This is a genomic window from Paraburkholderia acidisoli (genome assembly GCF_009789675.1).
In the GTDB taxonomy this organism is placed as follows: Bacteria; Pseudomonadota; Gammaproteobacteria; order Burkholderiales; family Burkholderiaceae; genus Paraburkholderia; species Paraburkholderia acidisoli.
Genome location: NZ_CP046914.1, coordinates 113,148 through 137,237 on the forward strand (window position 1 = coordinate 113,148; position 24,090 = coordinate 137,237).

Here is a 24,090-nt window from a genome sequence, read left to right on the forward strand (position 1 = left end):
CTCCCTCTTCACCTTCGCCTGCCAGCGGGCACGAATTCGTGCGCTCGCTGGCTTTCGTGCTCCGCTGCGCGTGCTCCGCCGCCGCGTCCTATCAACTCGCGCTATGGCTCGGGCTGCCGGTTCCCGTGTGGGCTTCGGTGTCGGCGCTCGTGATTGCCCAGGACCGCTGGAGCGAGACGCGCGTCTCGCTGCATGAACGCGTACGCGGCACGCTGCTGGGCGTGGCGGTCTCGCTGGCCGTCAATATCGTCGCGATCTCGCTGCGCTTGCCGGCCATCGTCCAGTTGATGGTGGCGGTGGCCGTGTGCGCGGCCGTGGCGCGCGCCGAACGCGGTTTGCGCGTGTGCATGTGGACGTGCCCGATCGTGCTGCTCTCCGCGCACGCCGGTGCGCAGCCCGCGATCGTCACGGGCCTGTTGCGCGCCTTCGAGATCATGGTGGGCTGCTTCGTGGGCGGCGTGTTTCACTTTCTGGCCGAACGGCTGCTCGCGCTCGAGTTCACGCGCGAGCGGGAGCGTGGCTGACGCCGCATTCCCGCAACGTGTTCTACTCGCCGCCAACCGGCTTGCTGCCCGTATTCGCCGATGGCTTGCCCCACGGCGCCATCGCCTCGAATACGCCGTCGCGGCGCACGAGGGCGTGAAACAGCGCGGCCGAGAAGTGCATCACGATGAGAAAGAAGAACAGGATGGCCAGGAACCGGTGCGCGTTCCAGAGCAGCGTATGCAGGGCATTGCTCGGCGGCGCGATCGGCATGAGGCGCAGGCCCGCCACCACCACGGGATAATCGCCGGCCGACAGCATGGCCCAGCCGAGCAGCGGCAGCGCGATCATCAGCACGTAGAACGCCAGATGCGAGAGATGCGCCGCGAGTTTCATCGGCTCGGGCATGTTGGCGGGCAGCGCGGGCGCGCCGCACACCAGCCGGACCGCGAGGCGCACGAGCGCGAGCACGAGAATCAGGATGCCTAACGGTTTGTGGATAGAGACGAGCGAAAGATACTTCGCGTGGATCGTCGAGACCATGCCGACGCCGATGAACAGCATCGCGAGAATGCAGATCGCCATGAGCCAGTGCAGGGCGCGCTGCAGCGGCGAGAAACGCGTGGCGGGCGTGGCGGGCATGGTGCGGGAGTTGGGCGTGGTGGGCGTCATTGTCCGTTGCCTCCGGCCTGGGTGTGCGGATAGTACTTGTCTTCGGCGGTGCGCCGGTCGAACGACACGGCATAGGCGGCCGAACGCGCGGCGGGGAACGGGTCGTCGGAGACATGCATGCCGGCGGGCAGCACGGTGGGATCGAAGTTGACGTCGCGGCACGGACCGTCGGCTTCCTGCTGGATGCCGGTGACGACCAGTGTGCCCGCCGTCACCGTGCGGCGGTCGTCGGGCCAGGGCTTGCTCGGGTCCGCGCTGGGGTCGCCCGGGTTGGCCACGGTCACGACGAGGTTCCAGCGCTGCGGCGCGGCGGCCACGCGCTGCGCGATGTCGGTGGCGAGAAAGTCGGGGCCGCGCTGTTTGAGATCGTCGGCGGAAAGCAGCTCGGGCTTCGCAACCGGCACGAACGACCAGCGCACCGTGCTCGTGTTGCCGGACGCGTTCGTGAAGAGAAAGCTGTCCAGGCTGTTGAAGCGCTCCTCCGCGAACGAGGCGGTCATGGGCGTGGTGGAGATCCACTTCGCGAACGCGCCGAACTCGGGATTCGCGGCGATGAACGACTTCATCGCGTTGGGGTCGTCCTTGCGTCCCAATGCTTGCAACAAGCCATAAAACGCCTGAGGCGTGGAGACCGCGAAGAAGGGCGCGTCGATCATGGCGGTGCGCCATTCGCTGCCGTCGGGCGCGACGACGCGCAAGCCCACGCCTCGCACGCGCACCGTGGGATCGGCCGCTTTCGGGTCGGCCGTGCCCAGATTGAAACGGCCCATGGCGGCATACGAACCGGCCGCGAACATGGGCGCCTTCGAGAGCGCGGCGGCCGCGCCAGTCGATTCGAACGTGCCCGTGAAGCAGATGCCTTTCGCGTGATTGCGCCGGTAGCCGAGCGCGGGACCGCCCGGCGGCGCGAGGGCATTCACCAGTTTCGCGGGCGTGACGCGTTGCGGTGCGAGCCAGCCGGCGGTAAAGGCGAAAGCGACAATCGCAACGAGCGCGATGGCGGCGATCAGAACGATCGGACCGGCGGCGGAAGAACGGGTAGCGGGGCGGTCATCCATCGGCTTCTCCTGGACGGAAAAACAGCGGAGGGCATCGGGAACGGCTTGCGGTTCTGGGGACCTGGCCGCTGGGGAGCTGGCCAATTTCGCAGTCGATTCTAGTCGGTTTCTCGAAGTCGCGTCTTACGGCAGTGCGGGCTCACAAAATCGCGTCGTTCCCGCATGGTTCGCATGCGGGCGGTGCATTGGACTGCGGAATGCCGTTGGTGTGGACAGCAGGCCGTGCGCTTTCGAAAGAGCGCGGAATCGCTTCGCAGTAGCATCGGTGCCGTGATGAAAAGCGCGCGCCGGCCCCATGCGGCGCGCTCATGCGAATAACCGGATTCTCTACTTCAGGAGTCGTGCGATGAAGCGGATGCATAGCTGGCTGGCGGGATGTATGGCAGTCCTGATTTCCACGGCGCTCTACGCGCAAACCTCGACGGGCGCGGACGCCGCCACGGCGAGCCCCAATACCGCCAATGCCGCGACGCAAGGCGGCGGCAAGAAAGTCATGCGGGCGGAGAACCGCCGCTTCTCGACCACCGTGCAGCGCGCGATCTACAAGGATCACGCTGTCAGCGACGCCGATATCGTCGTGTTCGGCAATGCCTCCACGGGGCAGGTGACGCTCGCGGGTTTCATCTCGGACCCCGACCAGGAACAGGCGGCGGTGAGTACGGCGGGCAAGGTGGCCGGCGTCAAGAACGTCACGAGCAAACTGACCCTGCGCGAAGAGGGCAACTGAGCGCTGCGCGCACGATCTTGACACGTGTCTTCGCGGCGCTGCCGCCACCCGATCCAGGAGTTTTTCATGATGTCGACGACAAACGAATCCGTGCTGTTTTCTCCCACGACGATCGGCGCGATCGAGGTGACGAATCGTATCGCCATGGCGCCGCTGACGCGCTCGCGAGCGGACCGCAACGGCGTGCACACGCCGCTCGCGATCGACTACTACCGGCAACGCGCCTCGGCGGGCCTCATCATCACCGAAGCCACCAATATTTCGCGGCAAGGGCGCGGCTACGCGTTCACGCCCGGCATCTACACCGAAGCGCATGTCGCCGCATGGCATCCGGTCACCGAAGCGGTGCATCGGGCGGGCGGCAAGATCGTCTGCCAGCTTTGGCACGTGGGAAGAATGTCGCACGTCGATCTGCAGGAAAACGGCGCGGCGCCCGTCGCGCCCTCGGCGATCCAGGCGGGCGAACTCGTGTTTCTGGAAACCGGTAAGCAGGCGCCGCCTTCCATGCCGCGCGCGCTCGAAACCGCGGAAATTCCCGGCATCGTCGAGGATTATCGCAACGCCGCGCGTCGTGCGATGGAGGCCGGCTTCGACGGTGTGGAAGTGCATTCGGCGAATTGCTATCTGCTCGAGCAGTTCGTGCGCGACAGCACCAACAAGCGCACCGACCAATATGGCGGCACGGTCGAGAATCGCACGCGCTTTCCGGTGCAGGCCATCACGGCCGTGGCGGAAATCTGGGGCGCCGACCGCGTGGGCGTGCGCCTCTCGCCGCTCACGCGGTCCGCGGGCGACACGCCGCTCGACAGCGACGCGCAGCATACCTACGGCTATTACGTCGAGCAGCTCGGCAAGCTGGGCCTCGCGTATCTGCACTGTATCGAAGGCCAGACGCGCGGCGACAACGCGGCGGGCGCTTTCGATTTCAAGGCGCTGCACGCGGCGTTCGGCGGCAAGTACATCGCCAATAACAGCTATGACCGCCAGATGGCCATCGACGCGATTGCCTCGAAGCACGCCGACATGGTCGCGTTCGGGCGGCCGTTCATCAGCAACCCCGATCTGGTGGAGCGGCTGCGCCGCAATGCTCCGCTGAATGCCGCGAATCACGCCACGTTTTACGGTGGCGGCGCGGAAGGCTATACCGACTACAAAACGCTGGCGGAAAGCGTTGAAAGTTAATTGAAAGATTATGGGGGCCGGGCTGCGATTCAGGCAGTTCGCGCCTTGCCCTATTGCTGCAAAGTCTCTCGCTCCGCACGCAATCCCGTTCCCGATATCCCATCTTGCCCACCGATATTCAGACGTATTAGAACCAATTGCGCGTAAAGATAGCTAACCCGGCTACGCATTAAGTTCAATCCGTATATACTCGGTTCGCTGTGCGATTCAACGCGCGGCGTGTGAACTGAAAATATCGCTGGAGACCTGCAAGACGATACACCCTGCCGTGCGGCTGGCATGGGCAAGAAAGGAACCCGATTTCGCGTTCGGTACGTTTGCAGTCATACCGCGCGCGCTCGTCTCCTGGCAATCTCTGCCAACTCTCTCCGTCTTGTCCTTCCTCCGCGCCAGGTTCGTTTTCGCTGTGAAACCAGACCGAAAACGTTGTCTCGGAGAAGTTAACTGATGATCGACCACCCTGATACGGATGAACCCCAAGCAGGCCGCAGCTGGCTTTGGGTCATCCTTTTAATCCCGTATATCGCGCTGCTGTGGCTGCCGTTCTATAACGACAGCCGTCCTTCATTCGCCGGTTTCCCGTTCTTTTACTGGTATCAGTTTCTGTGGGTTCCGTTGACCTCGCTGTTGTTGTATGTCGTCTACCGGAGCACCAAATGAGTGAATTGAATCCAGTTAATCCGGTCGCGATGACCGTCTTTATCGCGTTCTTCGCGCTCGTCACCGTCGTGGGCTTTCTCGCCGCGCGCTGGAAACGCGGTGACCTGACCCAGTTGCACGAGTGGGGTCTGGGCGGGCGGCAGTTCGGCACCGTGATTTCGTGGTTTTTGGTGGGCGGCGACTTCTATACCGCCTACACCGTGATTGCCGTGCCCGCGCTCGTGTATGCGGTGGGCGCGTACGGCTTCTTCGCGCTGCCGTACACGATCATCGTGTATCCGTTCGTGTACGCCGTGATGCCCAAGCTGTGGAAGATCGCGCACGCGAAAGGCCATATCACCGCGGCCGACTACGTGCATGGCGAGTTCGGTGGCAAATGGCTGCCCGCGGCGATCGCGTTGACGGGTATCGTCGCGACGATGCCTTATATCGCGCTGCAGCTCATCGGCATGCAGGTGGTCATCAAGGGTCTGGGCGTGACGGGCGAATTGCCGCTCATCATCGCGTTCCTGATTCTCGCGCTCTACACCTACACGAGCGGCTTGCGCGCGCCGGCCATGATCGCGTTCGTCAAGGACATCATGATCTATATCGTCGTGATCGCGGCGGTCTGCCTGATTCCGGCAAGGCTCGGCGGCTACGGTCATGTGTTCGACGCGGCCGACACGTTCTTCAAGGCAAAGGGCGGCGCGACCGGCATTCTGCTGCAACCGTCGCAGTTCACGGCGTATGCCTCGCTCGCGCTCGGCTCGGCGCTCGCGGCGTTCATGTATCCGCATACGATGACGGGCGTGCTCTCGTCGGCGTCGGCCAACACGGTCAAGAAGAATGCGATCTTCCTGCCCGCGTACACGCTGCTGCTCGGCCTGATCGCGCTGCTCGGCTACATGGCGATCGCGGCCGGCATCAAGGTCACGTCGCCCACCGACGTCGTGCCCGCGCTGTTCGGCACGCTGTTCCCGGCGTGGTTCGTCGGCTTCGCGGCGGCGGCCATCGCGATCAGCGCGCTGGTGCCGGCGGCGATCATGTCGATCGGCGCGGCGAACCTCTTCACGCGCAACCTGTGGCGTCCGCTGGTGGCGCCGAACCAGACGCCCGCGGGCGAAGCCGCGACGGCCAAGCTCGTCTCGCTGGTGGTGAAGTTCGGCGCGCTGCTGTTCATCGTGGCCTTGCCGACGAAATTCGCCATCGACCTGCAACTGCTCGGCGGCGTGTGGATTCTGCAGATCTTCCCGTCCATCGTCTTCACGCTGTACTCGCGCCGCCTGAGCGCCACCGGTTTGCTGGCGGGCTGGTTCGTGGGTATCGTGATTGGCACGTGGCTGGCCGCGCTGCAAGGTCTCAAGCCCGTCTATGCGCTGCACGTGGGCGGCGCGACGTGGCCGCTCTATATCGGCCTGATCGCGCTGGTGGCGAACATCGTCGTCACGGTGATCGTGTCGCTGCTGATGCCCGCGCGTCAACAGCGTCAACTGGCGACGTAATGCGTTAACGGCGCTGTAGTACGAGGAAAAGGGCGGAAGCGTGTCATGCGTTTCCGCCTTTTTTATCGGCGCGCGCTGCGGCGCAGATCGAAGCGATCGAGATTCATCACTTTCGTCCATGCCGCCACGAAATCGTCGACGAAGGGTTTCGCGGCGTCGGCGCTCGCGTAGACCTCCGCGATCGCGCGCAATTGCGCGTGCGAGCCGAACAGCAGATCGACGCGCGTCGCGGTCCATTTGAGTTCGCCGCTGGCGCGGTCGCGGCCTTCGAACACGGCGGCCTCCGCGGAAACCGGCGTCCACACCGTGCGCATGTCGAGCAGATGACGGAAGAAGTCGTTGCTGAGCGTTTCGGCACGTTGCGTCAACACGCCGTGACGCGTGCGGGCGCTGGTCACGCCCAGGGCGCGCAGACCGCCGATCAAGACCGTCATTTCCGGCGCGCTCAAGGTGAGCAGCTGCGCCTTGTCGATCAACAGGGCCTCCGCCGAAACCGGCGAGTTATCGGCGAGATAGTTGCGAAACCCATCGGCTTTCGGTTCGAGCGCGGCGAACGACGCGATGTCGGTTTGCGCCTGCGTCGCGTCGGTGCGGCCCGGCGTGAAGGGCACGACGACGTCGTGACCGGCGCGGGCGGCCGCCTGCTCGATGGCCGCGCATCCGGCCAGCACGATCAGATCCGCCATTGACAGGCGCTTACCGACCGGCCCGGGCTGAGCGCGGTGGAACGCGTCCTGGAGGGTCCCCAGCGTTTCCAGAACCTCCGCCAGTTGCGCCGGTTCATTCGCGGGCCAGTCCTTTTGCGGCGCGAGACGAACGCGCGCGCCATTCGCGCCGCCGCGCTTGTCCGAACCGCGAAAGGTGCACGCCGAAGCCCACGCGAGCGCGACGAGCCGCGAGACCGGCACGCCACACGCCTTGAGTTGACGCTTGAGCGCCGCGATATCGTCGCTGTCGATTAAAGGGTGATCGACGGGCGGCACGGGGTCTTGCCAGATCAGGGCTTCGGCCGGCACTTCGGGGCCGAGGTAGCGGGATTTCGGGCCCATGTCGCGATGCGTGAGTTTGAACCAGGCACGCGAGAACGCGTCCGCCAGGGCTTCGGGATGCGCATGGTAATGCCGCGAGATCGGTTCGTAGACAGGATCGACGCGCAATGCGATATCGGTCGTCATCATCGAAGGCAAGCGGCGCTTCGAAGGGTCGCGCGGGTCGGGCACGGTGAGCGCGCGGGCCTTGTCTCTGGGCGTCCATTGATGGGCACCGGCCGGGCTTTTCGTCAGCTCCCATTCGTTGCCGAACAGGCTTGCGAAGAATTCGTTGCTCCATTGTGTCGGCTTGGTGCTCCAGATGACTTCGAGTCCGCTGGAGGTGGTGTCGTCGCCATGGCCCGCGCCAAAGCGGTTATTCCAGCCGAGCCCCTGATCTTCGATGGGCGCGGCTTCGGGTTCGCGGCCGACGAGCGCGAGCGGGCCGGCGCCGTGCGTTTTGCCGAATGTATGGCCGCCCGCAACGAGAGCGACGGTTTCTTCGTCGTTCATCGCCATGCGCGTGAAGGTCGCGCGTATGTCGTTCGCCGCCGCAAGCGGGTCGGGGTTGCCGTTCGGGCCTTCGGGATTCACGTAGATCAAGCCCATTTGCGTAGCGGCGAGCGGGGCTTCGAGCGTGCCGTCGGCGGTGTGGCGCGCGTTGCCGAGCCAGTGCGATTCCGGTCCCCAGAATACCGATTCGTCGGGCTCCCAGGCGTCGATGCGTCCGCCGCCATAGCCGAATGTCTTGAGACCCATCGACTCCAGCGCGACATTGCCGGTGAGTATCATCAGATCGCCCCACGAAATATGGCGCCCGTACTTCTGCTTGATGGGCCAAAGCAGGCGCCGCGCCTTGTCGAGATTGACGTTGTCGGGCCAGCTATTGACTGGCGCGAAACGTTGTTGTGCGGCACCGGAGCCGCCGCGACCGTCGCCGATCCGGTAGGTGCCCGCGCTATGCCACGCCATGCGAACGAAGAACGGCCCATAGTGGCCGAAGTCGGCGGGCCACCAGTCTTGCGAGTCGGTCATCAGGGCGTGCAGATCGGCTTTGAGCGCCGCGAAGTCGAGTTGGTTGAAGGCTTCGGCATAGTCGAAATCCTCTCCCATGGGACTACATGCCGGCGCGTTCTGGTGCAGGACTTTCAGATCCAGGTGGTTCGGCCACCAATCGCGAATCGTATTGGCGTGGCGCGCGTCACTGGCTTCATGCATTGGACACTTCGAATCGTTCGACACATCGTTCCCCTGGACCGTGGTTCGATGCGAGTATTGCGCAAACGACGTGGCCTGAATGTTCGCGGAAGTTGGCGTTTTGTGTTTGCGCACGGCGAATCGGCGAGAGAGTCGGAGTGACGTTTTCGCTTTACGCGGCTTTACGCGGCTTTACGCGCGTGCCCTATACGAAGGTCTAAAACCCCGCGTGAGCGGCGTGCGGAAACTAACCTCGCGCATAGCTGTTGATTCCACGAGAAGCGATTTATTCTGCCTGAAACCTACTTCATCGCAGGGCAGCCCATGAACACACTCTCGCCGCCGGTCGGTCCGCACGATCATTCCGAAGGCCCGGCCGATGCGCCGCTCACGCTGGTCGAGTACGGTGATTTCCAATGCCCGTATTGCGGGGCCATGTACGAAGTCGTCAAATCGGTTCAACACGCATTGGGCAAGAATTTGAAGTTCGTATTCCGGCAATTTCCGTTGACGCAATTGCACGAGCACGCGCTGCATGCCGCCGAATTCGCCGAAGCGGCGGCCGCCTTGGGGAAATTCTGGCAGGCGCACGCAATGTTGTTCGAGAATCAGAATTCTCTCGGCGATCGCGCACTCGCAGACTACGCAACGCGCCTTGCGATTCCCACGGCCGCACTTGAGTCCGCATTCGCCGGTGAGTTCGACGAGCGCATCCAGCGTGACTTTTCCGGCGGCTTGCGTAGCGGCGTACAGGGCACCCCGACCTTGTTCATCAATGGCCGCCTGTATTCCGGCGAGCGCGATGCCAAAGGCTTGCTCGACGCGCTGCTCGCCGTTTCGGAAGATTCGGCCCGGTGAGTTTCAATGGGGCGGCGTGCGCAGGCGTTCCAGCAGGGTGCGCGCTTCTTTGAGGTCGCGTGTAGCGAACCCTTCGGTAAAACGGTCGTACACCGGCGCAAGTATCTGCTCCGCCCGCGCGGGTTCGCCTTGCCGGTGTTTCAGCGCGGCCAGGCTCCTCGCCGCGCGCAGTTGCAGAAATAGCGCGTCCTGCTGCCGGGCAATCTCGATGGCGCGTTGATAAGCCGCCTCGGCCGCGCCCTGGGAATCGCGCTCGTCGGTCGCGGCGAGCAGGTCGCCGCGAATGCGCAGCAACTCCGGTATGTACCACCGTTCGTCGTGCGCTTCGGACCACGCCAGCGCTTCTTCGACCGTGGCCCGTGCCTCCTCGATACGCGCGAAGTCGAGCAGGCCGCGCGCATAAATGCCGGCAAATAACGAGTAACGCATGCCGATATGCTCGCGCCTCAGTTGCGCCAGCGCCTCGTGAAGCATGGCCAGACCGGCCGGATCTTTTCGTTCCAGCCGTACCGCGCCGTGCAGGCCGAGCGCCATGGCGTCGAACAGAATGAGTCCGTGTTTCGCCACGCTGTCGAGCAGGGTGACGAGCGCGTCTTCTGCGGCATCCAGCTCGCCCGCGTGCAGCGCGAGCGGAATGAAGGCGAAGACCAGCACATAGCCGATCGTCAACGTGTGACCGCTGGCATTGGCGTCGTCCAGCGCTTGTTGCGCTTCGCCTTGCGCGCGGTCGAGCATGCCCTGAAACCACAGGACGCTGGCCATCAGGGAGCGCGTGCCTTCGCGCCCCTTCACATGGTTGTCGGAGAGTTGCGATCGATGCGTGGGAGAGGCGTACCAGGCGAGCACGCCTTCGAGCAAGGTACGCGCTTCGCTTTGCCGGCCCATATGATGCCAGGCGAACGCCGTGATCCGGCTGCCTTCGGAGATCGAAACGGCGTTGCCCGTCTCGCTCGCAATGGCGCGAAACTTCTTGAGCAGTTCGTCGGCGGCACGATGCTGGCCGGAATACACGAAGCCGCAACACGCGGCGAACAACGAACGCAGCTGGTACTCCTTGTCGCCGAGCCGCTCCGCAATGGCCAGCGCATTGGTCCACGCGGTATCGACCTGAGAAACCATGCCGCGCGTATAGAGCGCCGTGGCGGCGAGTGCCGAGTACAGTTTCATGCGTTGGCGTTCGAGCGCCGGGGTATCGGCGTTCATATGATGCAGCGCCTGTTCGACGCGCGTGCGGCACTCGTCGAGCGAGGACAGATGGATCCACGCGGGGATCGCGGAGAGCGTCAACGCAATGCCGATTGCCGCGTCGCCTTGCGCGGAAAAGGCCCAGTTCAAGGCGGCGCGAACGTCGTCGATAGTAGGCTCGTGATCGGCGAGCCAACGGGCATCGGGCGAACGGTTCCAGCCATCTTCCGCACGCGCGTAGAGGTCGCGAAAGTAGCCGGCGTGGCGGCGCGAGACAATGTCCAGTTCCCCGGCTTCGGCGAGCTTGCGGCGCGCGTATTCGCGCGTCGTGTCCAGCAGCCGGTAGCGCACGGCGTCGTTGCCCGCGTTGGCCGAGAGCATCGACTTGGCGACGAGACTCGCGACCGCGTCGATCACACCGGCGTACGCGAGCGGGTCGTCGCCGACAATGGCGGCCGCCGAACCGAGCGAAAACGCGCCCGGAAATACGCCCAGCCTGCGCAGCACGACGCGTTCGCTTTCGGGCAACAATTGGTGGCTCCAGTCGAGCGTGGCCAGCAGGGTCTTCTGCCGCTCCGGCGCCGTGCGGCGGCCTTGCGCGAGTGCCGCGAAGCGGTCGTCGAGCAGGCCGAGCAACTCGTGCACGCCGAACGCGTCCAGACGGGTGGCCGCCAGTTCGATAGCCAGCGCGATACCGTCCAGCCGCCGGCAGATTTGCGCGACCACGGGCGCGTCGCTGTCGGTGGGCGCGAAGTCGCCGCGCGCCGCCACGGCGCGTTCGACGAACAGCTCGACCGCGGCATAGTGCAACGCTTCTTGTAGCGTCAGCGTGGCGGAGTCGGGCGGATTGTCGAGCGGTTCGAGCCGGAAGACGTGTTCGCCCACGGCGTGCAGCGGCTCGCGGCTGGTTGCGAGTACGCGCATGTGCGGTGCGGCGGCGATCATCTGTTCGGCGATGATCGCCGCCGCCTCGATCACCTGCTCGCAGCTGTCGAGCACGACCAGTTGCGGCCGATTGCGCAGCCGGAAGTAATGGGCCAGCGCGCGCGGAATGTCGTCCGAATGCACGACGAGACCAATCGCATTGGCGACCGCATGAGGTACGAAGCTCGCGTTGGAGAGGCGGGAAAGATTCACGAACCAGACGTCATGCGCGCCCGCCTCGACAATCTCGCGCGCAATGGCCAGCGCCACGGTCGTCTTGCCGATGCCGCCCGGGCCGGCAACGGTCAACAGGCGCGTGCGTGAGAGGCGGCCCTGCAAATCCTCGATCGTTTCGGTGCGTCCAATGGGGCGAACCAGCGCGGCCGGAATATTGTGCGAGGGATGGGAGTGAGTTGGCGGCACGGCGAGTTCCGGCGGTATGACCGTGCGCTGCACGGGCGCCACGAATTGATAGCCGCGACCCACCACCGTCGCGACGAAGCGTTGATCGTTCGGACTTTCCCCCAGCGATTTACGCAATGCCGCGATATGCACCTTGAGGTTGCTTTCTTCCACGACGCTGCGCGGCCACGCGCGCGCCATCAATTCTTTTTTCGTGATGAGTTCGCCGGGGCGTTCGACCAGCGCGGTGAGCACTTCGAGCGCGCGTCCGCCGATCAGCACGCGGGCGTCGCCGTTGAGCAGCGTCTTCTGCGAAGGAATCAGCCGGAACGAGCCGAACAAATACGTGATGCCAGTCGCTTCGAGCGGTGCTACGACCGCGTTCCGACCTGGACTGTCGTGCGAGACAGGCATGATGGGGTCCCGAAATGACGCTGGAGGAATGACGCACGATGCCACCGCCCACGATGAGGGCGCGCGGCGCAGCGTCAGTTTATCCATATTTTTGGGGACGAGTTTATAGAAGGGCAGTCTCGACGTAATCACCACCATTAACGAAGCAATCGCGCATCGAGCACGCATGCCGCATGCTCGATGCGCGATTGGCGGAAATCAGGTTGTCTCGCTTTTCTTTAAGGTTTTATGGCGTTCTTTTCTTTAGTTCGCCAGCCAGCGCTTTCAGGCCGTCGTCGTAAATGCCCCGAAATAGTGCGGTGGCGTCCTCGTCCGTCACGCCTTCGGGCGTGAATTCGCCAAACCACTCCACGCGCGATCCGTTGCCGTGTGCGGCGGGCACGACGCGCAAGGTCGAGCGATAGTGGCTTACCGGAAAGGGCGCTTCGAGAATCGCGTAGCTATACGTGCGGGCTGCTTCGTCGAAGGCCATGAGCCGTTCGACGATGGCCGCACCCTCGGGATTGGCGAGGCGACGCACGCGGCCGCCTTCGCTCAATTCGGAGTGCGGGATATACGGCAGCCAGTCGGGCAGCGAGCCGAATCCGCCGATGAAAGCCCAAACGGTGTCTGCGTTTTGAGTGAGTTCAATGTGGGAGTGCGCCGTGGCCATCATGGCTCTCCCGCTCAGCGGTCGATGGGCAGCGGCGCATTCGGCGCCACCAGCCGTTGCTCGCGCAGTTCCTGCCAGAAAGCGGTGGGCACGGTCTCGTGGAGCGCCGCGTGATCCTCCTTGATGCGCTCGGGCTTGCTCGCGCCCGGTATCACGGACGCGACCGCCGGATGCGCGAGGCAGAACTGCAGTGCGACCGCCTTGATCGACACGCCATGACGGCTGGCGAGCGCCTTGATCCGGGCGACCTTGTCGAGTATCTCCGGCGACGCCTCGGCATATTCGAAATGCCTGCCCCCGGCCAGCACGCCCGAGCTATACGGACCGCCCACCACGATCTGCACCCCTTGTGCCTGTGCCGCGGGCATGAGCCGTTGCAGTGCGGTTTCGTGATCGAGCAGCGAATAACGGCCTGCGAGCAGCATGCCATTGGGTTTGACTTCGCTGAGGCCGAGCGTGAGTTCGATCGGCTCGACGCGATTGACGCCCAACCCCCACGCCGCGATCACGCCTTCGTCGCGCAATTCCGAGAGCGCGCGCATTGCGCCGGTGCGCGCGATTTCGAACTGGGAGAGCCAGGCGTCGCCGTGAAAGTCCTGTGCGATGTCGTGTATCCAGACGAAGTCGATGCGATCGACGCCCATGCGCTTCAGGCTGTCTTCGATCGAGCGGCGCGCGCCGTCGGCCGTGTAGTCGTAGACCACCTTGTTCTTGTGGCCATGTTCGAAGAGCGTGCCTTTTTCACCGAATGCCTGCGGACCGCTCACCGTTTCTTCCAGGATCAACCGGCCGACTTTCGTGCTGAGCACGTAGTGGTCGCGCTTGTGCTTGACCAGTTCCTTGCCCAGGCGGATTTCGGCAAGACCCGCGCCATAGAACGGCGCCGTGTCGAAATAGCGCGTGCCCGCGGCCCACGCGGCTTCCAGCGTGGCCGCGGATTCCTCTTCGGGGATGTTGCGGAACATATTGCCGAGCGGTGCGGTTCCAAAACCGAGCGGACCATTTATCAGCGTGTCTTTGATACTCATGAAATTCTCCGGTTGAAAGCCATGGGCTCATTTGTCGTGGACGGATTGCACGAGGCAATGCCATGGCGGCGAGGTCGTGGCCTGGTTGCATTCGCAACGGCTCACTTTGAGCATGCGACCGTGTGCGACTTCTTCATGCGGTGACAAGGCGCTCGCTTTCGCGAGACTGCACGCCTCCACGCGGCTCGCGCCTGCGCCGTGATACGTCTTGATCGTGTAGGGCCGCGCGCACGTGGCAAAACCCAGCAGCGCGATCGCCACGACGGACTGCCAGCGCTTCATGCTTCCTCCCGCAAGTTGAAACCGATGGTAGCGAGGCGGCGTGAAATGCGCCGTGGCGCGTGCATTTGAATAAAACGTGGCTAGCGGTAATCGCAAGTGCTCGCGGGGAATCGGCGAAATCGAAAACTCACTATCGTATTGCCGCACGATGCCAATCGGTTTCAAGCCTGCTTCAAGCCTGTCTCGAGCGTTTCACGTACTTGTCGAATGGCCCGATTTTTCAATTGGCACGGTAAGCGACGTGAAAAGAAGGTCGCGGCTATCTTGACGCCTGAACGAAGTTTTACGCCGATTTACCGTCTTTAATGCATTGCGGGCGGTCGCCAATCCGGCCGCTGCTTTTTCAAGGCGAGACAACCATGCCACGCACTTATCTCACCCTCACGCTCGAAGACGCAAAACGGATGTTGTCGGCGGCCGAGTCGAAAGCGACCAGCCTCGGCATTGCCTACAACATTGCCGTGGTCGACGCGGGCGGCCATTTGCTCGCATTCGCGCGGCAGAACGGCGCGCTGATCGGCAGCATCAATCTCGCCATCGACAAAGCCGTGACCGCACGCATCTTCGACAAGGCCACCGACGATCTCGCCAAGCTCTCGCAGTCGGGTATGCCGCTCTTCGGCATACAGGAAAGCAACGAGGGCAAGGTCGTGATCTTCGGCGGCGGTGTACCCGTTGTGATCGACGGTGCCATTGTCGGGGCGGTGGGCGCGAGCGCGGGCACCGTCGAACAGGATATCGACGTGGCGACGGCGGCCATTGCCGCGCTGAATGCCTGACGCCGCGATCTCACTCGCAAGGAGCGCAAATCATGCCGTATCGCAGTGTGAACCCCGCAACCGGGGAATTAGTAAAAAGCTTCGATAATCATTCGGATGCCGAAGTTTCGGCCGCACTCGATAGCGCGCACGCGTTCTACCGCTCGAGCTGGGCTCAGGGTTCGATCGAACCGCGTCTGGCCGTGCTGGCGCGCGTGGCCGAATTGCTGGTGGAGCGCAGCGAGGAGCTGGCTGAAATCATCACGACGGAAATGGGCAAGCGCATTGACGAAGCGCGGGCCGAAGTCCGTCTATGCGCCGACATCGCGCGCTATTACGCGGATCACGCGGGGACCTTTCTCGCGCCTCACCCACTGGAAACGGCACAAGGCGACGCGTGGATCGAGTATCACGCGATTGGCGTGATCGTTGCAGTCGAACCGTGGAACTTCCCGTATTACCAGCTGATACGCGTGGCGGCGCCGAATCTCGCGATCGGCAACCCGGTACTGGCCAAGCACGCGAGCATCGTGCCGCGCGCGGCGCTGGCGTTCGAGGGCATCATGCATGCCGCGGGCGCACCTAAAGGCGCCTGGACCAACTTGTTCGCGTCGAGCGGGCAGATTGCCGTGCTGATCGAGGACGATCGCGTGCAGGGCGTGGCGCTCACGGGTTCGGAGAAAGCGGGTAGCGTGGTCGCCTCGCAAGCGGGCAAATATCTCAAGAAGTCGGTGATGGAACTCGGCGGCGCCGACGTGTTCGTCGTGCTCGACGACGCCGATATCGGCAAGGCGGTGGCGGCCGGAGCCGCTGCCCGGCTGTTCGGTGCCGGGCAGGTTTGCAACGGAGCAAAACGCTTTCTGGTGCACGAGAAAGTCATTGCCGCGTTCCTCGACAAGTTCACCACGCTGTTCGCGAACACGAAGATCGGCGACCCCATGGACGAACGCGTGGGTCTCGGCCCGCTGTGTTCCATCGACGCGCGCAACGAGATCGCGGCGCAGGTCGAGCGGGCCGTGAAAGAGGGCGCAACGCTGCACTACGGCGGCTCCGCGGTCGCGGGGCCCGGCGCCTGGTTTCAGCCGACCATTCTCACCCACATCACGCGTGACAACCCCGCGTACTTCGAAGAATTTTTCGGCCCCGTGGCCCAAGTGTATGTCGTGCGCAGCGACGACGAAATCGTCGAACTCGCCAACGACTCGCACTTCGGTCTTTCCGGGGCCATTTTCACGGCGGATATCGAGAGAGGCAAGGCGCTGGCAGCCCGGATCGAGACGGGATCGGTCTGGATCAACACACGCTCGTCCACGGCGCCCGAGCTTCCGTTCGGCGGAATCAAGCGATCGGGCTACGGTCGCGAGCTTTCCGAATTCGGCATCAAGGAGCTTGTGAACCAGAAGATGGTGGTCGTTGCCCGCGCTTGAATCTTCGTTCTGTGCCGCAAGCATTCGCTCGACCTATGACTGAATAAAGGATCCGGTTATGAAAGCAGCACGCATGCATGAATACGGCCAGCCTCTCGTTCTGGAGGACGTGCCTGTACCCGATATCAAACCCGACGAAATTCTCGTGCAGGTGAAAGCCTGTGGAATGTGCCGTTCCGACGTGCAACTCGTGGACGGCTATTTCCGCAAATACGCGGATATTCCAACGCCTATCACGCTCGGCCACGAAATCACCGGTGTCGTGCACGCGATCGGCAATATCGTGCCCGAGGCGGCCGGCTTTCGCGAGGGCGACCATGTCGTGGTGGCGCCGGGTTGGGGCGACGGCATTTGCCGTCATTGCCAGATCGGCAATACGCATATTTGTCCCAACGTGCGTTGGCCGGGTTTCGGGCCGGTGGGCGGTTTCGCCGAGTTTCTGCCGGTGCCCGCGCGCTATCTGATCAAGGTCGACAAGCGGCTGCCGTTCGAAACGCTCGCGCCGCTGACCGACGCGGGACTCACGCCGTATCGCGGCATCAAGAAGCTACGCGATTCCGGCGCGATGGGTCCGGACCGCGTGGTGGGCGTGTTCGGCATCGGCGGGCTGGGCGGTTATGCGGTGCAGTACGCGAAGATACTCGGCGGCGGCGCGCGCGTGGTGGCGCTCGCACGCAATCCCGAGAAACTCGCGATCGCGAAGGAATATGGCGCCGACTATATCGTCGATATCAAAGGCAAAACGTCGGCGGATATCAGCAAGGAACTCGCCCAACTCACTGGGCAGAAAGATCTCGACGCCATGATCGATTGCGCGGGCGCGCCCGAGATGGTGCAACTCGCCATGAGCCTGCTGTCGATCAGCGGTCATTATGTCGATGTCGGGCTGGTGGGGGATCGCATCGATATTCCGCTTTTCCCGCGTGTGTCGCGCGAGCAAACGCTGCATGGTTCGTTCTGGGGCAACAATATCGACCTGATGGAAGTCATGGCGCTCGCGGCGGAAGACAAGATCCGCCATACCGTCACGACCTTCTCGTTCGATCAGCTCAACGACTATATCAACCGCCTGCGCGTGGGCGAGATCGTTGGCCGTGCTGTCATGAAGTGGTAATGAAAACGGCCCGTAATCGGCCATGAATGACCGGTTGCGGGCCGCATAATTAATCGGATGCCACCCAGGCGTTAATTGGCGCGCTCGCCATGCTCGACGCGATAGCGCAGCCAAACACTGCCACCCTCGAGCGTCTCCACCGACTGGAATGCGAGCGATTGGCCGTAGCCGGGCCGATTTTCCTCCGGGCCTTCGAAGATCGTTTGCACGCCGCGCACGCCGTCGATGCCGGGGCAAATCAACACACTGAGTTCGTCGATCAAACCGGCTTTCAGAAAAGCCGCATTGATGCCCGCGCCGCCTTCGAGCAGCAGCGTCTTGATGCCCAGGGTGTTGCCCAGTGCCTCGACGCCCGCTTGCAGATCGTGGCCGTCCTTCCCCGCGAAAACGTACGAGACGCCGCTCTGGCGCAACTCGGCGAGATAGGCGTCCGAGACGTGCTCGCCGAGCACGGCGGCGATCTGTTCTTCGCCCACGGTGGGCCGCGGGTAGTGCAGCTTGCCGTCGGGGTCCAGCCCGATCGCGAAGGTGGGCTTGCGTTCGGGATTGAGCCACGCTTCGCGCGTGCCCGTAGCGCCCGTTGCGATGGACGCGCTGCGCTCGTCCTTCACGATTTCGGCCATCGTCACGCGGCCGACGAGCCAGCCGTCGCCGCCCAGACTGGCCGCGACGTTTTCGTATTGCGTCACGAAATGGCGCCGGTCGAAACCGTGCGGCATCGAATAACGGCTCGGATGCAATTTACCGTCGATCGACGACATCATGTGGCAGATGATTCGGGGGCGCATGGCGGGCTCCTCTTGAGCAACGTGTTCGGGGATCTCACTGACTCATTGAATTTGCAATTCCCATACCTGAATAGCGCAGGGCAGAGCGCGGCAACGCGCGGCTCAACGCGGTGGCTCAACAGTTTGCGCCTCGTCGGCGGTATCGGTCCGCGGTTCGCTCGAACGCGTCGCGTGTTGCGCGGCGACGCGCGCTTCGGCCGCTTCCACATTGAAGGGGAAGCGCAGGCTCGACGCCTGGGTGGGCAGGAAGCCGGCGCGTTCGACGTCGACCAGATGCTCGATCACCGCGGCGCGCGTAACGGGGCCGCTCGCGGTTTGCGCGAGCGTGTGCAGTGGCGCGCCGCCCAGCAGCAAGACAATTCCCGCAACCCGTGAGCGTTTCATCGAGGCAATCGCACTAGCTTTGCAGGAAGGCGAGCAGGTCGGCGTTGACCTGCTCGGCTGCCGTTGTGCACATGCCGTGCGGGGCGCCCGGGTAAATCTTCAGCCGGGCGTTCTTGATGATTTTCGCGGACATTTCAGCGGCGACTTTGACCGGTACCAACTGGTCGTCGTCGCCATGGAGGATCAAGGTCGGCACGTCGATTTTCTTCAGGTCGGCCGTGTAATCGACAGTGAATTGCTGCACGCACTGGTATTGCCCGAGAATCGAACCGGCCATGCCTTCGCGCCAGAATTCCTCGACCGTGCCTTGTTCGACTTTGGCATTCGGCCGGTTGAAGCCGTAGAACGGCAGCGCGAGATTCGTGTAGAACACCGAACGATTACCGGCGAGATTCGAACGGATGTTATCGAATGCCGACATGGGCAAGCCATCCGGATTGCTGTCGGTCTTGAGCATGAGCGGCACGACCGCGCTGATCAGCACGGCCTTCGCCACGCGCGACGTGCCATGGCGCCCCATGTAACGCGCGATCTCGCCGCCGCCCATGGAGTGTCCGACGAGCGTGACCTGCTTGAGATCGAGTGCCTCGATGACGGCGGCGAGATCGTCGGCGTAGGTATCCACGTCGTTGCCCCCCGACGACTGGCCGGAGCGCCCGTGGCCGCGGCGGTCGTGGGCGATCACGCGGTAGCCGTGCTGCACGAGGAACAGCATCTGGGTGTCCCATGCGTCGGCGTCGAGCGGCCAGCCATGCGAGAGCACGACGGGTTTGCCGCTGCCCCAGTCCTTGAAATAGATCCGCGTGCCATCCTTCACCGTAACGGAGTCGGCGGTGAAGCGCTCGCCGCGCGAGGCGTGCGAGGGCGAGGCGGTTCGCGCATGGCCGTTGCCGGCCGTCGCTTCGGCCATGGCGATGGCGGGCGCGGTGAGCGCCGCGACTGCCACGCCGGCGCTGGCGGCGAGTACCTGTCGACGATTCGATGAAAGCTGTCCGATGATCGTATCCACAATGTGTCCTTGTCGTAAGGCGTTGGTGTGCGGTTCAGGAAAGTCGGGCTCGAGAAAGTCGCTGCCGTTTCTCGACGTTTCGAGCGCGAGTTCATGCTAAAGCGGGGCATTCGCGGCTTCTTTCGGCAATGCACGCGTTTTCACCGCCAGGCCGGCATGGCGGCTAACTTCCCGCGAACAGATTGCAGAAGCTATTGGGGCCGACACAGTCGCCGTTGTCGTGCCAACGATGCATCGCGGCATGCGAGGCCTGATCGGCGCGCTGAGACGGTTGTGCGGCCGCCGTGGCCGTTTGCGTGCCGCCATCCGACGGCATCGGTGCTTGCGCATGCGCGAGCATGGGCACGACCGCGAGAAAGAACAGGGTCGCTTGAGTGGCTTTCATGAATATCTCCTGGAGCGAGACAGGTCGATCGGTGAGCAGAGGGCGAATGTCTTGCGAGGCGGCGAGCGCGAGAAAGCGCCCGCGCAAGCGCGGGCGGACAAAGGGCGGGAAATGCGATCCCGCCGGAGGAGACAAAGACAAACGTGAAACTCTGCACGCATTCATCGTCGCATTTCATCGGTCTCAAAGCTTTCGCGAAAGCGCGTAGCGTTGCCGAATTCACCGAACTCACTCGTGGCGGAAGCCACGCCCGGGCGAAAGCGTGTTGGCAATGGGAGGGATTCGTCGACGACGGTATCGCGACCGAAATAATCGAATGCCAATGCAACGACCGAAGCGGTCTTGAGTACGGTTTCGATCAAGCACAGAAAGAAGTAGAAAGGCGCGATTGCATACATGCGTGGCAATGCCATGGCAATGACGATAATGCTCACGGTGCAACAGAACGAGAAAAGAACCAGTGAAACGTGGTTTCTCCGCAGCGCGCCGAATACGATCACGGTCAACACGAGCTTGGCGCTCAGCGTCGCCATGACGGCCATCATCCGGGTTTCGCCAGCGAGTTCCCAACGCGTCTCGAACAGCGACCATAGCCAGACCGCGACCACCAGCGCTTTCCACGCGGCATTTAGCGGAACGAGTCCCTCGGGGTCTGTCTCCCTCGCGTGAATGGCGGGCGTGGGAAACAACGGCTCGGAGGGCAGCATAAAACGTTCTTCGGAATTCACGATAATCCTCGCGGCACCGGCAATCGCCGGAAAACAATTCAGGCCGAGTGTGAAACCATTGCGCGACGGATTCTTTCGCGTTGAATACGCAAATTGCGCATTGAAACGGCACCGCGACCGCGGTGTCGAGGTCAGGCATGATTGGGCCGGGCGCCGGAGCGCAATGGGGAGAGCGATCATGCACGAGAAAGCGTATGCGGCGGAATGCGAGTCGGTGGTCGTTCATTGCTCGCGCGAACCCGAAGTGCGCAAACGCGGCTTGACGTTATTCGCGCTGGCGCTCGGCAGCTTTTGCATCGGCACATCCGAATTCGCGAGCATGGGAATACTGCAATTGTTCGCCTCGGCGCTGGGTGTCGCCGTTCCCAGAGCGACCGATGCGATCACGGCCTATGCATTGGGTGTCGTGGTCGGAGCGCCGCTGGTCACGCTCGTGTGTGCGCGACTGAATCGCAGAACCTTATTGCTCGTTCTGATGGCGATGTTCGTCGTGGGCAATCTGCTCTCGGCCATGGCAACGAGCGTCACGACCCTCGCAATGGCGCGCTTTCTCAGCGGCTTGCCTCAGGGCGCGTATTTCGGCGCGGGTGCCTTCGTCGCGTCGTATATCGTCGGCCCCGGCGGTGCGGGCAAGGCGTTCGCGATCGTGATGTCGGGGCTGACTATCGCGACGATCTTCGGGTCGCCGCTCGCCACTTTTCTGGGGCAGACGCTCGGTTGGCGCGAGACCTACCTCGTAGTGGGCGTCCTCGCCATGCTCGCACTCGCGGCGCTGTGGATCTGGGTGCCCGTGAACGCCGCGCTGGACGGCGGCCCGCTCGCACAGGAACTCGCCGCGTTGCGCCGGCCTTCGGTCGCGATCACGATGATCGTGGCCGCGCTGGGCGTTGGCAGTATCTTCGCGGTGTACACCTTCATCGGTCCGCTCGTCACGGACGTTGCGAGACTGCATGAATCCGTGATTCCCATTGCGCTCGCGCTCTTCGGGGTCGGCATGACGGCGGGCAATGCGTTGGGCGGACGGGTGGCCGATACGCACGCGGCACGCGGGCTCGTTATTGGATTCGGCAGTGCGCTCGCCGTGCTGGCCGTGCTCGCCGCGTTCGGGGCCAATGCGGCCGTGCTGATGCCGTCGCTCTTCGGTGTCGGGGCGACGATGATGTTCGCCATTCCCACCATACAGGTCCGTCTGACGCGCTTCGCGCCCGAAGCTCCCACGCTGATGGGGGCGATGAATCTCGCTTCCCTGAACGTTGCCAATGCACTCGGTGCGTGGGCGGGCGGGACCGCGATCAGTGCGGGGTGGGGGGTGCTTTCCGCCGTGTGGGCAGGGTTCGGCCTGACGCTCGCGGGGCTGATCGTGTTCGTCGCTACGCTGCGTTGGTCGCCGCACGTCTCGGTGCCGGCGAACAGGGAAGCGATCGTTCCGGCGGATTCGTCGCAATCCCGAACGTGAAATAGAAGCGATTAAAGACGTATGCAAACTTTGATTGCATGAATGGCGATCGACGGTTAACACGCATGGTCATGCGGGCTTCGTCGCGCATTTAAAAAACCAATGGGAAGAATTCCCATTAAAATAGTTTCGTTGCGCAGCTTTCATCGTGTCCGTTTCGCTGTGCAATGCATGACGCAGACAAATCAAGCCGCACGCGCGAAGCCGTTTCCCGACATCCGCCTTTCAGTGCCGCGCTCGAGCGCCGCGCGCGTTGCCCCAGGCGATCGTAGTCGCAGTGCGATCCGAACAGGTCGGGCCAAGAGGAAGCCGGATGACAATCATGACGCGGTCGACTTCGACCAACAACGGTGGAATGCCGGGTTCCTCCGTGGTGTACGTCATCGACGACGACGAACAACTGAGGTTGTCGTTGGGCGGGTTGTTGCGCTCCGTCGGGCACCGTGTCGAACTCTTCGAGACGCCGCTCGAATTCGTCAATTTCGGGCGGGAAGACGTGCCGAGCTGCCTGATTCTCGACGTGAGATTGCGGGGCGAGAACGGCTTGGCGTTTCAGCGTTCGGTCACGAAACTCGTACCCAATATTCCGATCCTGTTTATTTCCGGTTATGCCGACGTCGAGATGTCCGTGAAAGCGATGAAGGCGGGCGCCATGGATTTTTTCACCAAGCCGTTTCGCGAGCAGGAGATGCTCGACGCCGTGGCGCAGGCGCTGATTCGCGATGCGGACCGCCTCGCCGCCGACTCCGCGCTGACTGAACTCCGTCAGCGTTTCGACGCGCTCACGCCGAAAGAGCACGAGGTGCTGGAATTCGTGCTTTCCGGACTGCTCAACAAACAGATCGCCGACGAAATGCACGTAAGCGAAATCACGGTGAAATTGCATCGCGGCCATGTCATGCGAAAGATGGGGGTGATGTCGGTGGTCGATCTCGTGCGCGACGCCCAGCGGTTAGGCGTCGAACCACGCAAGCCGCCGCGCCGCCGCCTGTGAAGCCATCACGCGGGCGCGCTTCGGTTGCTTGCCCGGTTGCTGTTCCGCTGCCGTATGCGTGCGAGCGGTAGCGGTCCATGATGAATTTGCCGTCTGATTGTGGGGTGCGCGAGTGAACGTTCAACCTGCCGGCGTGGCTCATTTCGATGCGCCGACCGTGTTCGTGGTCGAAGACGACGACGACGTGCGGGAATCCCTGGAGCAGCTATTGAGATCCGTGGGGATGCAGGCCAATGCCTTCTCCGGCGGCGAGGCGTTGATCGGAGCCTTCGAGGCGGAGCCTATCTCCGGTCCGGCGTGCATCGTCCTCGACGTGCGCTTGCGCGGCGCCAGCGGTCTCATGGTGCAGCGCGAGCTGGCACGGCGTGGCATTGCGCATCCCGTCATTTTCATCACGGGGCATGGCGACATCGTCATGACCGTCAAGGCCATGAAGGCGGGCGCCGTCAATTTCCTCACCAAGCCGGTTCGCGATCAGGATTTGCTCGAAGCCATTGCGGAGGCCGTCGACCTCGATCGAACCCGTATTGCGGAAGAATTGGCCACTCAAGATATCAAGAACCGCTGGCTCGAATTGACGCCACGGCAGCGGCAGGTCATGCATTTCGTGGCCTGCGGCATGCCGAACCGTGAAATTGCGGAAGAATTGGGTATCACCGAAATCACCGTCAAGATTTATCGGGGTGAGGGCATGAGGCGTCTCGGCACGCGAACGCTGGGCGAATTTCTTTCCAAGGCCCGCATGCTAGGCATTGCCGCGGTCACGTCGCCCAACACCCCCGGCGCGCCTTAGCCGCGTTGCTTGCGTGCG

The 24,090-nt window shown here is 63.3% G+C and carries 24 protein-coding genes; 12 read left to right on the forward strand and 12 right to left on the reverse strand.

Translation table 11 applies throughout. The features are described 5' to 3' along the window. The first annotated feature begins 38 nt into the window (after positions 1 to 38). Positions 39 to 524, forward strand: a complete 486-nt coding sequence (locus tag FAZ98_RS14780; protein ID WP_158952082.1) for an FUSC family protein — start codon at positions 39 to 41, stop codon at positions 522 to 524. Between the two features lie 22 nt (positions 525 to 546). On the opposite strand, the gene FAZ98_RS14785 is transcribed toward FAZ98_RS14780, so the two are convergent. Together FAZ98_RS14785 and FAZ98_RS14790 are read right to left on the reverse strand one after the other, a co-directional pair. After that, positions 547 to 1,155 (reverse strand): cytochrome b, encoded by a 609-nt coding sequence (locus FAZ98_RS14785; RefSeq protein ID WP_233272770.1) that lies wholly within the window; start codon positions 1,153 to 1,155, stop codon positions 547 to 549. Continuing rightward, complete coding sequence (locus tag FAZ98_RS14790; RefSeq protein ID WP_158952083.1) at positions 1,152 to 2,213, reverse strand: catalase family peroxidase; 1,062 nt, start codon at positions 2,211 to 2,213, stop codon at positions 1,152 to 1,154. Before FAZ98_RS14790 ends, FAZ98_RS14785 begins: the two co-directional genes overlap by 4 nt. Before the next feature lie 379 nt (positions 2,214 to 2,592). Between FAZ98_RS14790 and FAZ98_RS14795 the strand changes: the two genes are divergently transcribed. The 4 genes from FAZ98_RS14795 (at position 2,593) to mctP (ending at position 6,266) form a co-directional block, all read left to right on the forward strand. After that, positions 2,593 to 2,940 (forward strand): BON domain-containing protein, encoded by a 348-nt coding sequence (locus FAZ98_RS14795; RefSeq protein WP_233272771.1) that lies wholly within the window; start codon positions 2,593 to 2,595, stop codon positions 2,938 to 2,940. Positions 2,941 to 3,009: 69 nt separating this feature from the next. Further along, complete coding sequence (locus FAZ98_RS14800; protein ID WP_158953891.1) at positions 3,010 to 4,122, forward strand: alkene reductase; 1,113 nt, start codon at positions 3,010 to 3,012, stop codon at positions 4,120 to 4,122. A 447-nt stretch (positions 4,123 to 4,569) separates the two neighbouring features. Continuing rightward, positions 4,570 to 4,782 carry a DUF3311 domain-containing protein gene (locus FAZ98_RS14805; protein ID WP_158952085.1) on the forward strand — a complete coding sequence of 71 codons (213 nt, stop codon included), beginning with the start codon at positions 4,570 to 4,572 and terminating at the stop codon, positions 4,780 to 4,782. Continuing rightward, a complete protein-coding gene (mctP, locus tag FAZ98_RS14810) occupies positions 4,779 to 6,266 on the forward strand; it encodes a monocarboxylate uptake permease MctP (protein ID WP_158952086.1) in 1,488 nt (495 codons plus the stop codon). The genes FAZ98_RS14805 and mctP overlap by 4 nt, the downstream gene beginning before the upstream one ends. Positions 6,267 to 6,328: 62 nt before the next feature. Here the strand turns inward: mctP and katG are convergent, their stop codons facing one another. After that, the gene (gene katG / locus FAZ98_RS14815; RefSeq protein ID WP_158953893.1) at positions 6,329 to 8,536 is read right to left on the reverse strand and encodes a catalase/peroxidase HPI; all 2,208 of its coding nucleotides are present in this window, start codon (positions 8,534 to 8,536) and stop codon (positions 6,329 to 6,331) included. A 279-nt stretch (positions 8,537 to 8,815) separates the two neighbouring features. Here katG and FAZ98_RS14820 point away from each other — a divergent pair, with 279 nt between their 5' ends. Continuing rightward, positions 8,816 to 9,349 (forward strand): DsbA family protein, encoded by a 534-nt coding sequence (locus FAZ98_RS14820; RefSeq protein ID WP_158952087.1) that lies wholly within the window; start codon positions 8,816 to 8,818, stop codon positions 9,347 to 9,349. 3 nt (positions 9,350 to 9,352) lie between these two features. On the opposite strand, the gene FAZ98_RS14825 is transcribed toward FAZ98_RS14820, so the two are convergent. The 4 genes from FAZ98_RS14825 to FAZ98_RS14840 form a co-directional block, all read right to left on the reverse strand. Continuing rightward, entirely contained in the window at positions 9,353 to 12,274 is a 2,922-nt protein-coding gene (locus FAZ98_RS14825; RefSeq protein WP_158952088.1) for an ATP-binding protein, read from the reverse strand. 226 nt (positions 12,275 to 12,500) lie between these two features. Beyond that, on the reverse strand, positions 12,501 to 12,926 hold the full coding sequence (locus FAZ98_RS14830; protein ID WP_158953895.1) for an SRPBCC family protein: 426 nt from the start codon (positions 12,924 to 12,926) through the stop codon (positions 12,501 to 12,503). 14 nt (positions 12,927 to 12,940) lie between these two features. Beyond that, on the reverse strand, positions 12,941 to 13,954 hold the full coding sequence (locus FAZ98_RS14835; RefSeq protein ID WP_158952089.1) for an aldo/keto reductase: 1,014 nt from the start codon (positions 13,952 to 13,954) through the stop codon (positions 12,941 to 12,943). Positions 13,955 to 13,981: 27 nt separating this feature from the next. Then, a complete protein-coding gene (locus tag FAZ98_RS14840; protein ID WP_158952090.1) occupies positions 13,982 to 14,236 on the reverse strand; it encodes a hypothetical protein in 255 nt (84 codons plus the stop codon). A 359-nt stretch (positions 14,237 to 14,595) separates the two neighbouring features. Here FAZ98_RS14840 and FAZ98_RS14845 point away from each other — a divergent pair, with 359 nt between their 5' ends. The 3 genes from FAZ98_RS14845 to FAZ98_RS14855 are packed head-to-tail and all read left to right on the forward strand — an operon-like array spanning position 14,596 to position 17,535. Continuing rightward, a complete protein-coding gene (locus tag FAZ98_RS14845) occupies positions 14,596 to 15,015 on the forward strand; it encodes a GlcG/HbpS family heme-binding protein (RefSeq protein WP_158952091.1) in 420 nt (139 codons plus the stop codon). Positions 15,016 to 15,047: 32 nt separating this feature from the next. After that, entirely contained in the window at positions 15,048 to 16,421 is a 1,374-nt protein-coding gene (locus FAZ98_RS14850; RefSeq protein WP_158952092.1) for an NAD-dependent succinate-semialdehyde dehydrogenase, read from the forward strand. A 58-nt stretch (positions 16,422 to 16,479) separates the two neighbouring features. Beyond that, positions 16,480 to 17,535: an NAD(P)-dependent alcohol dehydrogenase gene (locus FAZ98_RS14855; protein WP_158952093.1), complete on the forward strand. Its 1,056-nt coding sequence runs from the start codon at positions 16,480 to 16,482 to the stop codon at positions 17,533 to 17,535. Between the two features lie 71 nt (positions 17,536 to 17,606). On the opposite strand, the gene FAZ98_RS14860 is transcribed toward FAZ98_RS14855, so the two are convergent. From FAZ98_RS14860 to FAZ98_RS14880, 5 genes are all read right to left on the reverse strand, one after another. Beyond that, positions 17,607 to 18,323, reverse strand: a complete 717-nt coding sequence (locus FAZ98_RS14860; RefSeq protein WP_158952094.1) for a RibD family protein — start codon at positions 18,321 to 18,323, stop codon at positions 17,607 to 17,609. Between the two features lie 102 nt (positions 18,324 to 18,425). Beyond that, positions 18,426 to 18,707 carry a DUF4148 domain-containing protein gene (locus FAZ98_RS14865; protein ID WP_158952095.1) on the reverse strand — a complete coding sequence of 94 codons (282 nt, stop codon included), beginning with the start codon at positions 18,705 to 18,707 and terminating at the stop codon, positions 18,426 to 18,428. Positions 18,708 to 18,720: 13 nt separating this feature from the next. Then, on the reverse strand, positions 18,721 to 19,716 hold the full coding sequence (locus tag FAZ98_RS14870; protein ID WP_407672093.1) for an alpha/beta fold hydrolase: 996 nt from the start codon (positions 19,714 to 19,716) through the stop codon (positions 18,721 to 18,723). Between the two features lie 163 nt (positions 19,717 to 19,879). Then, positions 19,880 to 20,101, reverse strand: coding sequence for a hypothetical protein (locus FAZ98_RS14875; RefSeq protein ID WP_158952096.1), 222 nt, complete (start codon positions 20,099 to 20,101; stop codon positions 19,880 to 19,882). Between the two features lie 161 nt (positions 20,102 to 20,262). Then, positions 20,263 to 20,829, reverse strand: coding sequence for a hypothetical protein (locus FAZ98_RS14880; protein WP_158952097.1), 567 nt, complete (start codon positions 20,827 to 20,829; stop codon positions 20,263 to 20,265). Between FAZ98_RS14880 and FAZ98_RS14885 the strand changes: the two genes are divergently transcribed. The 3 genes from FAZ98_RS14885 (at position 20,780) to FAZ98_RS14895 (ending at position 24,072) form a co-directional block, all read left to right on the forward strand. Then, a complete protein-coding gene (locus FAZ98_RS14885) occupies positions 20,780 to 22,285 on the forward strand; it encodes an MFS transporter (RefSeq protein ID WP_199272367.1) in 1,506 nt (501 codons plus the stop codon). The genes FAZ98_RS14880 and FAZ98_RS14885 overlap by 50 nt on opposite strands. A gap of 373 nt (positions 22,286 to 22,658) precedes the next feature. Continuing rightward, entirely contained in the window at positions 22,659 to 23,279 is a 621-nt protein-coding gene (locus tag FAZ98_RS14890) for a response regulator transcription factor (protein ID WP_407672094.1), read from the forward strand. Positions 23,280 to 23,391: 112 nt separating this feature from the next. Next, on the forward strand, positions 23,392 to 24,072 hold the full coding sequence (locus tag FAZ98_RS14895; protein ID WP_199272368.1) for a response regulator transcription factor: 681 nt from the start codon (positions 23,392 to 23,394) through the stop codon (positions 24,070 to 24,072). The last annotated feature ends 18 nt before the right edge of the window (positions 24,073 to 24,090 follow it).

Coding starts and splice junctions, on each gene's coding strand:
- FAZ98_RS14785 (WP_233272770.1), bottom strand. CDS start 1,155: ATGACGCCCACCACGCCCAACTCCCGCACCATGCCCGCCACGCCCGCC.
- FAZ98_RS14790 (WP_158952083.1), bottom strand. CDS start 2,213: ATGGATGACCGCCCCGCTACCCGTTCTTCCGCCGCCGGTCCGATCGTT.
- FAZ98_RS14795 (WP_233272771.1), top strand. CDS start 2,593: ATGGCAGTCCTGATTTCCACGGCGCTCTACGCGCAAACCTCGACGGGC.
- FAZ98_RS14800 (WP_158953891.1), top strand. CDS start 3,010: ATGTCGACGACAAACGAATCCGTGCTGTTTTCTCCCACGACGATCGGC.
- FAZ98_RS14805 (WP_158952085.1), top strand. CDS start 4,570: ATGATCGACCACCCTGATACGGATGAACCCCAAGCAGGCCGCAGCTGG.
- mctP (WP_158952086.1), top strand. CDS start 4,779: ATGAGTGAATTGAATCCAGTTAATCCGGTCGCGATGACCGTCTTTATC.
- FAZ98_RS14820 (WP_158952087.1), top strand. CDS start 8,816: ATGAACACACTCTCGCCGCCGGTCGGTCCGCACGATCATTCCGAAGGC.
- FAZ98_RS14825 (WP_158952088.1), bottom strand. CDS start 12,274: ATGCCTGTCTCGCACGACAGTCCAGGTCGGAACGCGGTCGTAGCACCG.
- FAZ98_RS14830 (WP_158953895.1), bottom strand. CDS start 12,926: ATGGCCACGGCGCACTCCCACATTGAACTCACTCAAAACGCAGACACC.
- FAZ98_RS14835 (WP_158952089.1), bottom strand. CDS start 13,954: ATGAGTATCAAAGACACGCTGATAAATGGTCCGCTCGGTTTTGGAACC.
- FAZ98_RS14840 (WP_158952090.1), bottom strand. CDS start 14,236: ATGAAGCGCTGGCAGTCCGTCGTGGCGATCGCGCTGCTGGGTTTTGCC.
- FAZ98_RS14845 (WP_158952091.1), top strand. CDS start 14,596: ATGCCACGCACTTATCTCACCCTCACGCTCGAAGACGCAAAACGGATG.
- FAZ98_RS14850 (WP_158952092.1), top strand. CDS start 15,048: ATGCCGTATCGCAGTGTGAACCCCGCAACCGGGGAATTAGTAAAAAGC.
- FAZ98_RS14855 (WP_158952093.1), top strand. CDS start 16,480: ATGAAAGCAGCACGCATGCATGAATACGGCCAGCCTCTCGTTCTGGAG.
- FAZ98_RS14860 (WP_158952094.1), bottom strand. CDS start 18,323: ATGCGCCCCCGAATCATCTGCCACATGATGTCGTCGATCGACGGTAAA.
- FAZ98_RS14865 (WP_158952095.1), bottom strand. CDS start 18,707: ATGAAACGCTCACGGGTTGCGGGAATTGTCTTGCTGCTGGGCGGCGCG.
- FAZ98_RS14875 (WP_158952096.1), bottom strand. CDS start 20,101: ATGAAAGCCACTCAAGCGACCCTGTTCTTTCTCGCGGTCGTGCCCATG.